This is a genomic window from Nocardia jinanensis (assembly GCF_014645735.1).
GTDB lineage: Bacteria > Actinomycetota > Actinomycetes > Mycobacteriales > Mycobacteriaceae > Nocardia > Nocardia jinanensis.
On the sequence record NZ_BMMH01000004.1, the window covers coordinates 408,928 to 422,435 of the forward strand.

The following is a 13,508-nucleotide window of genomic DNA, read 5'->3' on the forward strand; positions in this document are numbered from 1 at the left end:
GTCAGAGGAGCAATAGTGCAGCAGCCGACCGGCAACGATAGTGAACCCGACCTCCTCCGGCACCCGGATCCGTCGTCGACCTCAGAAATCGATTCGGGCGCGGTTCGCTCACCGATCGGACCAGGGCGGGTCCTACAGATGCCAGGCCTCGAACCCGACCTTGCCGCCACGCTGTCTGCCGACTACGCCGCCGCCACGCTCGATGTCGACTTCGCGTCGACTGTCGATTCCACAGCCGACCGGCTCGCCGACACAGCCGAGGTCGTGGTGACATCCGGACGCATCGGATTCGACATGCGATTACTCGAAGCCTTTCCTCGGGTAGGCGCGATCATCTCCTACGGTGCCGGGTACGACACGATCGATGCGGTGGACGCGGCCGCACGAGGAGTCGTGGTCAGCAACACGCCGGATGTTGGTGAGTGTGTCGCCGATGCGGCCGTGGGATTGGCGATCGACGCGATGCGTGGTCTCAGCGCCGCGGACCGTTCGATCCGCCGCGGAGAGTGGACCACCGCGATCCCCATACGGGTAGGGCGCCGGCTATCCGGCTGCCGGGTGGGGATTGTGGGCCTCGGCCGTATCGGCCATGCCGTCGCACGGCGATTGACGGCATTCGGGTGCGAAATCAGTTATCACAACAGGCGGCAGCTCGCCGATTCGCCATTCAGGTATCACTCATCCGTGCAGTCGCTGGCATCCTCGGTCGATCTGTTGATCCTCACGGCTACGGGCGGGACAGCCGACGGGCCCCTGGTGGGTCCGGAAGAACTGGCAGCGCTCGGCCCCAGAGGCTTCCTCGTCAATGTCGGACGCGGTTCACTCGTCGACGAGAACAGTCTCGTGAAATCGTTGCACTCCGGATCGATCGGAGGTGCCGCACTCGATGTGTTCGCAACCGAGCCGGACGTGCCGGCGGGGCTGCTCAACGCGGATAACGTCGTTCTCGCACCGCACCTCGGTTCGACCACCGAGGAGACGCTGACCGCAATGAGCCGATCGGTCTTGGGAAACCTCGAATCATTTCTGTCGGGCCGAGGGCTGATCAGCCCCGTGCCCGAATCGCTGCGCACACGCGAAGTCGATAGAACCGGGACGATCAACCGGGGTGGACCGTCGACGGATCCCATCCCAGACGACACGAGATGGCCTCGGCCGTAGCTGCGACGAGGGGGCCGAGCCGGCTCATCGCGAGCTCCACCCGCCTTTTTCCTCCGGCAACACTGATCGCGCCCACGGGACGCGCATTGCAGTCGAGCACTGCGGCACCGCAGCACGCACTCGTCACGTTGAACTCGCTGCGCTCCTCCGCCCAGCCCCGCACCCGCGTAAGCTCGATTTCCGCCTCCAACCGCGCGCGATCGGTCACCGTGTAAGGCGTGCAGCTTTCGAGCTGGGCGTCCTGCGATAACCTTGCGCGGTCGCCGTCCGGTAGAGCTGCCAGATAGGCTTTCCCGACAGCAGACGCATGCATCGGTCGTCTACCCCCCAGCTCGACGCTGGCATTCACCGCCTTCGGTCCCAGCTCCCGGTAGACGAAAACCATCTCGTCGCCCCTCGGTACCGCGAGCCCCACGGTCTCACGGGATTGCTGGGCCAGGAGATGAAGTAACTCGGGACCGACCTGGACGATATCGGCGGTGCGGGCCGCGGTTGTCGCCAACCGAGCCGCGCCGGCCCCCAGCTTCCACCGCCCTGCGCCGGCCGACTCCAGATAGCCGAGTGTGCGAAGTCGCTCGACCAGTCGGTAAGTCGCACTCCTCGACATGTTCCCTGCTGCGGCCAGTTGCGCTGTAGTGGCCTCGCGCCCCTTGGCCAAGTAGTCGAGGATCGCGATCCCCCGATCCAAGGAACCCTTGATCTCACCCTCAACGATCATGGCCCACTCCTCCGACTTCGGCACTCGCGGTCGACCAGGACGGAGCGGCCACACGAGCAGGCTCGCTCGCCGTCACAACCCGCGAGAAAAAATCCTCCTCAGTGACACTTCGTACTACTGAGTGGTGTCATTCTATCGGCGCAACGATTGGCTCGTCGAGATGCGGTTCCGCTCCGGAATGGGGCAGCTGAATCACGCGCCACCCTTCGCCGGCTCACCTGGCCCCGCATGCGATGCACTCGCGCCGAGCCATCCTTCGCGGACTCGGCAGCGGCGCCGACGTATTGCCGAGCGCCGCGGCGATGGTCTACGATCATATTATCGAGACAGCATCTCATCCAATGAGACTTCCGATACGCACCGAGGGCTGATCGGACTCGCGAACGGCCGTCGAGGTTCCCACGGCGAACATGGCCTGGGACCCAGCTTTACCGAGCGGCCTGAACTCGGCGACCGTCTACCGAAACCAGCGGAAGGCCGAACCGCTCGCGAGAACTACGTCGACCGATACTCCGCAATCCGTCTGCTCCGGCACAGGGCGTGCAAACATCACGAGAGGGAACTCATGAAGATCGAACGTATCGAAGTCCACAAGACCAAGTGGGAAATGAAGGACATCGGTTCCGACACCACGTCCAGCCTGATCTACGAGCCCGGCGCCACCCAGGAAGTCTCTGCACACGCGATCAAGATCATCACCGACGAGGGGGTGACCGGTGAATACGTCGGCGGCAACACTGTCGGCGCGACTCAGATCGGCATGATGTCGGAGTATCTCATCGGGCAGGATCCGCTCAAGCGCGAACAGATCCACAACGACGTGAAGCGCGCGCTTCGCAAGTACGACAAGATGGGCATGGGCCCGCTCGACATCGCCCTGTGGGACCTCGCGGGCAAGTACTACGGTGCCCCCATCTACCAGCTTCTCGGCGGATGGCGGACCAAGCTTCCGGCCTACGCCTCGACGTTCACCGGCGACCGCAACGGCGGCCTGGACTGTCCTCAGGCCTACGCCGACTTCGCGGTCCAGTGCAAGGAGATGGGCTACCCGGGCTTCAAACTACACGTCTGGGAGAACCCCGGCGTCGACGAGATCATCGGTGCGGTTACCGCTGTTCGCAAGGCGGTCGGCGACTCGATGGTGCTGATGCTCGACCCCGCATCCAAGATCAACACCTGGACCGATGCATACCGCATCGGCAAGGCATGCGACGACAACGGCTACCTCTGGTACGAAGATCCGTACAAGGACTCCAGCGTCTCCGCGCACGGTCACAATCGCTTGAAAGGACTACTGACGACTCCGCTCATGATCACCGAGCACATTCGCGGTCTCGAACAGAAAGTCGACTTCATCGCCACCGGCGCAACCGATTACGCGCGAATGGACGCCGAATACGACGGTGGCATCACCGGCGCGATCAAGGTGGCCCACGCAGCGGAAGGTTTCGGACTCGACGTCGAGATGCACTCGCCCATGCCCGCGCACCGGCATATCATGGCGTCCATTCGAAACTCGAACTTCTACGAGATGTCGGTCGTGCACCCCAAGACAACCGTCATGGGCCGATCAATGGATGTCTACGCCTGTGACTACAGGGACGGACTGGACGCAATCGACGAGAATGGCTGCGTCACCGTTCCCGACGGCCCCGGCCTCGGCGTCACCTACGACTGGGACGCGATCAACGCGCACCGAGTCGACACCAAGGTTTACCGGTAGACCGCCACGCAGGTCATGAGTCTTGGCCGGGCGAACCGAACGCCCGGCCGAGACCGTCGCGACAAGGGCGCTGAAGCGGCAGCACGATGCTCGAGTTTGCCGCCGCACGTTGAGAACCCAGCACCTCGGCACTGTCGGCTCGAAACACGCGGATCCACTGACCGACCTGCGTGGTCCGGAAGAGGCGAGCGGCGTCCGCGGCCCGTGCGGACGGAACTACCGGCCGCTCTACGCGGTGAGCGAGGTCGACGAGGACTACTGGGCCGAGTTCATCACATCACCGCGGACACTGGCCTGCGACAACTGCGCTTTCAGGATAGCGAGGGCCACTGCAGACTCCACACACACACCAACCGAACACCCCGAGATCGACGGTAGCCCACGTTCGCGGTCGCCACCTGGTGCGCATGAAGAATGATCTCGATCATTGACTATATGTCCTATTGAATGAGGCGATCATGGTCCGTAGACGCAATGAAAGGCCTGCGATGACGAGCTTGAAGACGCGTTTGACCCAGGGCGAGAGTCCGCTGGGTGTGCTGTTGCGAATGCCGGCAGAAACGCTGGTCGACCTCGCAGGCGTTGGAGGGTTGGATTTCGTTCTCATCGACTGCGAGCACGGACCCGCCGACCTACTGGCCCTGCGTGCGCATATCGATGCCGCGACCGTCCACGGCGCGGAGGTTCTGGTACGAGTCGGACGCAACGATTCGGACCTGATCCTTCGAGCACTCGACCTGGGCGCGTCGGGGATTGTTGTTCCGCACGTGGACGATGCGGCCGCCGCGCGGCGTGTAGTGCATGATGCGCACTATCCTCCTCTCGGCGACCGCGGCTTTGCCCAGTACAGCCGAGTAGGCCGTTACGGCGCGATATCCGCTCACGACCAATTGGCCGACGCACGCGCCAACACTCTCGTCATCGTGATGATCGAGACGCAGCAGGGCGTCGACAACGCGGAATTCATTCTCGCAGTCGAAGGCGTCGACGCGGTCATGGCCGGACCTGCCGACCTGTCGGTATCGCTCGGCCTCACCGGCGGTGTCGACGAGCCCGCCGTTCAGGTCGCCGTCGATCATGTGACGAGCGAAGCCCGCAAGGCCGGTCGGCACGTGCTCACCATCGTCGGCGGGCCCGAAAAAGCCGTCGAAGCGCCACCGGGCCTGGTTGCGTACAACCTCGCCGCGGTGCTTCTCGAACGCTTCCGGCACCTGGCCGGCGCGCGCGATTCGGCTCGAACCTGAAACCAACTCGCCGCGCACGTAGCTACTCAGTCTGCGGGCCGAATCGGGTTCCTGGCATCACGCCCAAACCTCAGTGGGGTAGACTCTCACTGAATGGGATGGGAGGCATACCGTGCTCGACGACAATGCACTCGACAGCAGGCTGCCGGCCAATGCCGGTGCGCTGGACCGAGGCCTGGCGATCCTCGACTATATCGCGCTTCGCGGCCCCAGCTCGACCGTCGACATGGGCGAAGCGCTGGGGCTGAGCCGAAGCACGACCTATCGACTCGTCGACCGGCTACGTGAAAGCGGCTGGCTCGCCCAGGACGGCCCCAGCGGCCACTGGCGACTCGGGCGAGCAGCCGCACGGCTGGCCTCCGCGGCGGTCGTCGGAATCGAGCTGCGCGACATCGCCGGACCGGCGCTCAGACGCCTCCGCAACGAGACACAGGAGACGGTCAGTCTCGCTGTGCTGAACGGGATTTCGATGGTCTTCATCCATCGTGAGCGCGGGCCACGTCCGGTCGCGGTGTCCGACGCTCTCGGTGCGTCCCGGCCGCTACACAGCACCTCCGTGGGACGGGCCTTCCTTGCCGGATTGCCCGAGGTAGAGCGGACCAAGCTCCTCGATCAGCTGGTTCTGTCGCCGGCCTCACCGATAGATGCAATCAGCCGCGGGAGGCTCGAAGCCGAAATCGCGGCGACGATCGAACGCGGGTGGTCGCGGGATCTGCGTGAGTTCGACGAATCCAGCTGCTGCTGTGGTGCGGCCATTTTCGACCACACCGGCCTGCCGGTGGCCGCGATCAGCGTAGCCGGGGTGGCGGAGCGCATGGAGAAGGTCATCGGCGAGGTCGGGCCGCTCGTAGTTGCGACTGCGCGAGAACTGTCCGCAGAATTGGGCTACGTACCCATATCTGTCTGAGACCGCGTCGCAGGTATTTCCCGCGTAACCGCCACGCTGTGGTCAGGACGAGCATCCACCGCGCTCACCTGGAGGAATAGTGCCATGATCCCCTCCCCGTACGCTCGGTAGCGGCCTCAGTGTGCCGAGGTCACCGACGCTGACGGTCGACCGCGACAGCCGGTCGGGAAGGAATACAGATGAGTGCTGAGAACCTTGTGCCGCAGGGGTTCCGCTCTGTTACCGCACGTCTGGGTCTGAAGGAGGAGTCCGACGACTTCGCGCTGGCGTTCTCCGAGGTGCCTGCACGCTCGGCGGCGGTGTTCACGCGATCTCGCTTCGCCGGCCCCAGCGTCATCCTCAGCCGCGACGCCGCGCGCGGCGGTGAGCTGCGCGGAATGGTCGCCATCTCCCGCAACGCCAATGTCGCTACCGGCGAGGCGGGATCGGCCGACGCGACAGAGGTTCGTGAACGTGCCGCGGTCATCGCCGGTGTCGAACCCGCTCAGTTGCTCATCGCTTCCACCGGTGTCATCGGGATTCCCTATCCGATGCCCACTGTCCGCGCCGGCCTCGCCGCGCTCGGTCGCGAAGCTCGGTCACTGGACCCCGGGGCGGTCGCCGCCGCGATCATGACGACCGACACCCACCCCAAGACCGCGCAGCGACGCTGCGGGGACGCGGTGATCGCCGGCGTCGCCAAGGGCGTGGGAATGATGGAGCCCAATATGGCTACCCTGCTGACGTTCTTCTTCACCGATGCCCTCGTTCCAGGACCGGAACTGGATGCGATCTTCCGCCGGGTCGTCGACAAGACGTTCAATGCGCTCAGTATCGACACCGATACTTCCACCAGCGATACGGCGGCTGTCTTCGCCAACGGTCTCGCCGGCCCGGTCGACCTCGCCGAATTCGAGCAATCCCTCTACCAGGTGGCACTCGATCTGGTGCGCGCGATAGCCGCTGACGGTGAAGGTGCCACCAAGCTCATCGAGGTTCATGTGACCGGGGCGCGCGACACCGCCCAAGCCAAACGCGCGGCGAAAGTAGTGGTCAACTCACCCCTGGTCAAGACCGCGGTTCACGGTGCCGACCCCAACTGGGGCCGGGTCGCGATGGCACTGGGCAAGCTCGAAGGCGACGTCGACATCGACCCTGCCCGTGTGCAGATCGGGTTCGACGACCTCGTCCTCTACCCCCGAGACCAGTCCGAAAACCTCCTCGGGCGTGCTCGCCGCTGCCTCGAAAAGGACACCGTCCTCATCAGCGTCGACCTCGGCATCGGAACCGGTACCTTCACTGCCTACGGCTGCGACCTCACCGAGGGATACGTCCGGCTGAATGCCGATTACACAACCTGACCCGATTCGCTCGAGAAACTGGATATCCACCGAGACCACGTCGGCGAACTCCGGTAGCCGTTCGAGTGCGTCGATGTACTCGGGCTCGGTCGCTACGCCTTCCGTATACACGCGGAAGGTTGTTCGAACCGGTGCAGTAGCAATGGATGCGCTCCAGCACGTGCCGCCGAGTCCGCCGCCCGCTTCGTACACCCGCACCGAGAGCCCGAGCTCGCGCAACTTGTGCAGCATGGAGAGGCCGGAGAATCCGGCTCCGACGACGACTGCGTCGATCTCGTGAGCCTCCTGCCCGGTCGAGGGTGCGGAATGCTCCGCGGTCGTTGTCATCGTGGGACCTGCCTTTCGATGAGCCGCCGTGGGAGGGACACGGCGGTTCGGTTCGGCTACGTGGCGAGCCGGCAGTTACCTGGTCGAGGGCAGAGTGGGCGTGATGTGACTGTCGGACGTTGTAGACGATGACACCGCAGAAGTTCCTGCCCCCTCCCTCATGTCGCTGCAGCTCGGTTGATGTCACGAGCTCATCGATGCGCGGACGAGACTCGCCGAGCCTCAGTATTCCAGACCGGAACAGGTCGCAGATGGCGGAACGTCGTTGCGCGCGTACGCGTTTCCGCGATCTCCTCCTCGAAGACGCATGTCGGGACCGAGCAACGACTATTCCTGTTTTCCTGTTCGCCGCTGGTTGTTGTGGGTTTGGTGGGCGAGTGAGCGGACACTGCGGCGGCGATCACGGCCTGGGCGTGGTCCGAGCTGACACCCGAGTGGTCCTTGGCCGACGAGCAGCTCGAGCAGTTCGCCGGTCAGGAGTTGCGCGAGGCTGTTCTGCTCGAGTGGCGTCCAGCGGGTCGCGCCACCGATAACACCACGACGACATGCCGGTGCGGCTACCACGCGATCCGCTCGGCGATATCGGTTCGAACCATCGACGGCACGGCCGGTGCGAACTGCTTCAGATACGCGCTCAGATGGTTCGGCCGTGACACCAGGAACGGGTAGTCGGTTCCGACCATCTGCCGCACGGCCAACATCGGTAGTGGTGCATCGAGCGGGCGGAAGTCGCTGTTCCACAACCCACCTTCGGCGCAGCCGGGATAGAACTGCCCGAGCATGAGACCCAGCTCGACGAACTGGTCCTTTCCTGCCTGCTGGACTGTGTCGATCATGTCGTAGTCGGTGAGATCGGGAAAGACCGCCATGGTCGTCCGCAACGCCGAGCCGGCGCCGTCCTGCGGCGACAGCGTCGGGAAGATGTCGACCATATCGTCGACGATGGTCCGCATCCGATCCTGGTCGATGTCGGTGCCATCGACTATGCCCACCCAGACCAGGCGTTTCGCAATTGCCGGGCCGGTGAACGGGCAGACCGGACCAGGCCGGCCGAGCTGCGGATGCGGTCGGTTCAGATGCCCCCGCAGCCACCTCCGCAACGTCCAGCGAACGGTGTCCGACATTGCGTCCGGACGAGGCTCGAAAAGACTCTCGAACTCGACGCCGGACGCCTCGGCGACAATACGCTCGGATTCCACGGCTCCGGGCTCCCTTCACGATCATTGTTCGTGGGGACCATTGTTCGGCGGAAACCGCGGCCGGACTGTCACGCCGGTGACGCTACAAGTGTGTCCGCGGCGACATACAGGGAAGCCGGGCGGCCGGATCATCGATGGCGCGAAACGACTTGCCGACGACGGGAGATTGTCGATGACGCAACGACCGGACGGCGCCTTCGAGCTGACTGCGGCGCAACGCGGGATCCTGTACGCCCAGCAGCTCGCCCCCGCGCCGATCACCATTGCGCATTTCGTAGAGATCGAGGGCGACCTGGACACCGCGGCCCTCTCGGCCGCGATCGTGCAGGAGGCCAGGGAGTCCGGGTACCGCTGTCTGCGGCTCGGCGTGGCCGACGGGGAGCCGTACCAGGTCGTCGAGGAGGCCGTCGGTGACGCCGTCAGCATGCACGATCTCCGCGACAGCGATGATCCCGAAGCCGCGGCACGGGAGTGGATGCGTGCCGAGTACACCGCGCCGCTGGACGTATTCGACGACCGGCTTTCGAGGATGGCGGTGCTCCGGGTCAGCTCGCGGCGGTACTTCTGGTACGGAAGGGCGCACCACATCGTTCAAGACGGTTACGCGGCTACTCGCACGTTACAGCGGGTCGCCCAGCTGTACACCGCGCTCGTCGAAGGCGTTCCACCGCCACCTACTCCGTTCGGTGAACTCGCCGCGGTTGCCGACGACGACCGCGCCTATCGGAACTCGCCCGAGGTCGGCGCCGACCGGGAGTACTGGCGTCGACACTTGGCAGGTGCGCCCGATCCGGCCGGTCTTGCCGGGCGATCGGTCCCGCCGCCGGCGCATCCTCGGGTCGTCGGTTCGGTCCTTTCACCGCGGATCACCGAACTGCTGGAGAGGGTCACGGGTGGTCGGCGCGGCGTGGCGTCGGCCCCCGTGCTCGTCGCCGCCTTCGGCGCTTTCGTGGCACGGATGCTCGGACGTGACGAGGTCCTGCTGACGCTCCCGGTCACGGCGAGGACGACGAAAACATTGCGGTCCTCGGGCGGAATGGCCGCGAATGCGGTGCCCCTTCGAGTGCCGGCACGACCCGACGACACCGTCGGCCAACTGGTCCGGGCCACCAGGCACGAGCTCGTCCATGCGCTGCCCCGGCAGCGATACCGGATGGAGGACGTGCTGCGCGATACGGGCCGCAACGCCGGCACGCCGGGGTCGTTCGGACCGCACGTGAACCTCATGATGTTCAACGGCGCACTGGATGTGGGCTCGCTCATCTGGCGCCTGCATGTGCTGTCCACAGGGCTTGTCGAGGACCTGTCGCTGGTGGTCTATTCCGGATCCGGTGACGACGGGGTGCGGCTCGACCTCCAGGCCAACCCGGGCTTGTACAGCGATGCCGAGGTGCAGCAGCACTACCGGCGGTTCGTATTGTTTCTGGAGCGGTTCCTCGTCGCTGGATCCGACGCCGCGCTGACCACGATCGATATCCTCACCGACGCCGAACGCGCGACACTGCTGCGTGCGCGGCAACCGGATGCCGCGATCCTGACCTTGCCGGACATCTTTGTTCGGGCCGCCGCCACGAATCCGGCTTCCGTCGCGGTCCGGTTCGAGGGTCGGTCGGTGACCTACGCGGAACTGGACGAGAGGTCGAACAGGTTGGCGCGGACGCTCATCCGCTACGGCGCAGGACCGGAAACCGCTGTCGCGTCGGCACTGACCCGCTCCGTCGAATCGATCGTCACCCTGTGGGCCATCGTCAAGACCGGCGCGATGTACGTGCCGATCGACCCGAACTATCCCGCGGCGCGAATCGCCCACCTCCTGGCCGACTCCGAGACGATGCTGGGTGTCACGGTCACCGACCTCTGCGCTCGCCTACCGCAGTCGGTGCACTGGGTGGTCCTCGACGATGATTCGGTGGCTCCGGTCATCGACGCGGAACCGGCGGCCGCGATCACCCAGACCGATCGTCCGGCCCCGCTGCGCCCCGACCACGCCGCGTATCTGATCTATACCTCGGGATCCACGGGAATCCCGAAGGGCGTCACGATCACCCATACCGGCTCGGCGAATCTGCTTCGTGCGAAACGGGAATGTATGCAGGCACAGTCGGACGCGCGGGTGCTGCACTTCGCCTCGCCCAGCTTCGACGCCTCCGTAGCGGAAATACTGCTCGCATTCGGCGCCGGTGCGTGCCTCGTTGTGGTGCCGTCGTCGGTGCTCGGCGGCCGCGAACTCGCGGATATCGTTGCCGCCGAGAAGGTCACACATATGCTGGTCACACCCTCGCTGCTGTCGACGATGGATCCGGCGGCACTGGCCAGTGTGGGGATGCTCGCGGTCGCGGGGGAGGCACTGCGACCGGAAGTCGCTCAACGGTATGCCGGCCTGGGCCTGCGCAACCACTACGGCCCGACCGAGTTCACGATCTGGGCCACGTGTTCCGATGTCCTGGACGACGGTCGGCCGATCACCATCGGATCCCCGCTACGCGGCGCTACGGCCCTGGTCCTCGATCGGTGGCTACGGCCCGTTCCCGCCGGCGTCGTCGGCGAGCTGTATCTGGCCGGTGCAGGTCTCGCCCGCGGCTATCACCACCGTGCGGACCTCACCTCTTCCCGGTTCGTCGCCGGCCTCTTCGGCGGTCGCGGTGAGCGCATGTATCGCACCGGAGACCTGGCGTGCTGGAACGACACCGGATCGCTCGAGTTCCGGGGCCGCACCGATAACCAGGTCAAGATCCGTGGATTCCGAATCGAACTCGATGAGATCGACGCGGTGCTGGCGCGCGATCCCGACGTGGAGTTCGCGACGACTGTGGGCCACGACGGACCCGGCGACGCGACCACGCTCGTCTCGTACGTGCAGCCCGCCCCCGATGCCGAGATCGACGTCGACCGATTGCGCGATGCGGCCGCACAGGTGCTGCCCACGTACATGGTCCCGGCGACCGTGGTGATACTCGAGCAGATCCCGCTCACACCGGCGGGCAAGCTGGACCGGGCGGCGCTGCCGAAGCCGGAATTCCGTTCCGGACGCGCAAAGTTCCGCCCGGCGACGACACCCACCGAGCAGAAGGTCGCCGATGCCTGCGCGGAGGTCCTCGGTATCGAGCGCGTCGGCATCGACGAGTCCTTCATCGAACTCGGCGGCAATTCGCTCACCGCGGCCCGGCTGGCGGCCGACCTCGGCACGATGTTCGGTAAGAAGGTGTCGGTCATGCACATCCTCGCCGACGTGACAGTCCAGGCCCTGGCCCGTCGACTGGACGCCGAGGGCGATGCGCCGGACTCCTCACCGTTCGCCGTGCTGCTACCGATCCGACCGGCCGGTACCGAGCCGCCCCTTTTCTGTCTGCACCCGACATCGGGATTGGCGTGGTGCTACACGGGTTTGGCGGCTCACCTCGATTCGCGAGTGCCGATCTACGGATTACAGTCACCGTGGGTGGACGACGCCGAACCCCGGCCCCGGACGATCGACGAGTTCGCCGACCGGTACACACAGGCTGTTCGTTCGGTCCAGGGCGACGGCCCGTATCGCCTGCTGGGGTGGTCGCTCGGCGGAATCGTCGCCCATGCGGTCGCGGCCCGCCTGCGCGATCTCGGTGCCGAGGTGTCGCTGCTCGCACTGCTCGACGCCGATACGGCTTTCCTGGACGCGGAGCCGCCCGCGCCGCTGAGCGTCGCCGGGTTCATCGCCGAGTACGCAGGCGCGCTCGGGATCGACTCGGCGCCGGCCGGGCTCTCGACCGAAGACACGGTCACGCTGATCCAGGATCGGCGCGGCGCAACCTTTCTCGAACCACGTCACCTAGAGCGGATGGTGGCAGCCGCACATCACACCGGCCTGATGCTCGCGCAGCACCGTCCGCCGGTCGTCGATGCGGCGATGATCTACTTCGCCGCCGCGCCGGACGGTATCACCGACCGCCCGAACGCTGCGGCGAGTTGGACCCGCTACGTCGACGGTCCGGTGCACAACCACCCGATCGACGCTGGTCACGACGATATGATGTCGGCGGCGGTGATACCCGCGATCGCACAGGTGCTCAACAAGCACCTGTAGGTCGGGAACCGACGAACCCCTGCCGAAATGCTCGGACAGCTCTACCACCGCCTGCAAACCGGCCAGAGCTACGACCTCCGGACGAGGAGATCCGCTGCCTGCTGGGCGGCCTCGCGCACCCGACGTAGCGAGCGGGGCCGGCCAGGCAGTTCTCAGCGGAACGGCCACCACCAGCGCCGGCGGCGGGGGTGACGGACAGTGATTCCGGCGTGCTCGATGCGGCCGGTGACCCGGAGCCGCGGCATCCCGGCTACCGGTGGGACCGCCTTGTTCTTGATGCGGCCCCACTCGGTGACCACATCGTCGAGGTCGATGATCCAGCCCTGGGGCACGACGAATTCGACGCCGCCGTGTTTCGAATCCACCTCGACCAGAATCTCCCGGGTCCGCAGGACGGCAGTGCCGAAATCGAGTACCACTCTGCCGTGTTCGGAGTGCACGACGATCTGCGGTGGCACCAGCCAGGTGCCCTGCCGTGCGAGTTTGCTGCCCTTCGAGCGCAGCACCAGGCGGTCTGCCGTACCGCCGTGCGCGACAGGCGACAGGTCGGCGGTGACCACCTCCAGCTCCGGTCTGGTTCTGCTGGAATACACGGCGGCGAGTCGCTCATCCAATTCGGTGAGGTCCAGCCGTCCGTCGGCGTGCGCCTGCTGGATGAGCGCGGCGGCGTTGTCGCGTTCGCTGTCGGTGGCGCGCACCGCCGGGAGGTTCTCGGATGGTGGCTCGACCGTCATATTCGTCACGATAGCGGAGCGGTGAATTCGCCGGTTTCCGCTCCGGCACAAGTGGTGTGGTGGTGTGCAGTCCGAGCGGTTCCCGGTGGCGGACC

The 13,508-nt window shown here is 65.6% G+C and carries 9 protein-coding genes and 1 pseudogene; 6 read left to right on the forward strand and 4 right to left on the reverse strand.

The annotated features are described in order from the left end of the window. Positions 1-138: 138 nt before the first annotated feature. Positions 139-1,161 (forward strand): 2-hydroxyacid dehydrogenase, encoded by a 1,023-nt coding sequence (locus IEY68_RS13095; RefSeq protein ID WP_063916492.1) that lies wholly within the window; start codon positions 139-141, stop codon positions 1,159-1,161. On the opposite strand, the gene IEY68_RS13100 is transcribed toward IEY68_RS13095, so the two are convergent. Further along, positions 1,100-1,879, reverse strand: a complete 780-nt coding sequence (locus tag IEY68_RS13100) for an IclR family transcriptional regulator (protein WP_063916501.1) — start codon at positions 1,877-1,879, stop codon at positions 1,100-1,102. The two genes, IEY68_RS13095 and IEY68_RS13100, sit on opposite strands and share 62 nt — an antisense overlap. Before the next feature lie 565 nt (positions 1,880-2,444). Between IEY68_RS13100 and IEY68_RS13105 the strand changes: the two genes are divergently transcribed. The 4 genes from IEY68_RS13105 (at position 2,445) to argJ (ending at position 7,093) form a co-directional block, all read left to right on the forward strand. Continuing rightward, the gene (locus tag IEY68_RS13105) at positions 2,445-3,602 is read left to right on the forward strand and encodes an enolase C-terminal domain-like protein (protein WP_058853918.1); all 1,158 of its coding nucleotides are present in this window, start codon (positions 2,445-2,447) and stop codon (positions 3,600-3,602) included. 443 nt (positions 3,603-4,045) lie between these two features. Continuing rightward, entirely contained in the window at positions 4,046-4,846 is an 801-nt protein-coding gene (locus IEY68_RS13110; protein WP_229718750.1) for an HpcH/HpaI aldolase family protein, read from the forward strand. Between the two features lie 112 nt (positions 4,847-4,958). Next, a complete protein-coding gene (locus IEY68_RS13115) occupies positions 4,959-5,753 on the forward strand; it encodes an IclR family transcriptional regulator (protein ID WP_058853916.1) in 795 nt (264 codons plus the stop codon). A gap of 179 nt (positions 5,754-5,932) precedes the next feature. Then, positions 5,933-7,093: a bifunctional glutamate N-acetyltransferase/amino-acid acetyltransferase ArgJ gene (argJ, locus tag IEY68_RS13120; RefSeq protein ID WP_058853915.1), complete on the forward strand. Its 1,161-nt coding sequence runs from the start codon at positions 5,933-5,935 to the stop codon at positions 7,091-7,093. Positions 7,094-7,252: 159 nt separating this feature from the next. Here argJ and IEY68_RS13125 read toward each other — a convergent pair. Together IEY68_RS13125 and IEY68_RS13130 are read right to left on the reverse strand one after the other, a co-directional pair. Next, positions 7,253-7,420 (reverse strand): annotated as a pseudogene (locus tag IEY68_RS13125) (NAD(P)-binding protein); the annotation flags it as partial. A gap of 557 nt (positions 7,421-7,977) precedes the next feature. After that, complete coding sequence (locus IEY68_RS13130; RefSeq protein WP_058853914.1) at positions 7,978-8,619, reverse strand: DUF6875 domain-containing protein; 642 nt, start codon at positions 8,617-8,619, stop codon at positions 7,978-7,980. A 172-nt stretch (positions 8,620-8,791) separates the two neighbouring features. Here IEY68_RS13130 and IEY68_RS13135 point away from each other — a divergent pair, with 172 nt between their 5' ends. Then, the gene (locus tag IEY68_RS13135) at positions 8,792-12,679 is read left to right on the forward strand and encodes a non-ribosomal peptide synthetase (protein WP_058853969.1); all 3,888 of its coding nucleotides are present in this window, start codon (positions 8,792-8,794) and stop codon (positions 12,677-12,679) included. A gap of 152 nt (positions 12,680-12,831) precedes the next feature. Here IEY68_RS13135 and IEY68_RS13140 read toward each other — a convergent pair whose 3' ends face one another. Then, entirely contained in the window at positions 12,832-13,413 is a 582-nt protein-coding gene (locus IEY68_RS13140) for a DUF1707 SHOCT-like domain-containing protein (RefSeq protein ID WP_058853913.1), read from the reverse strand. Between the last annotated feature and the right edge of the window lie 95 nt (positions 13,414-13,508).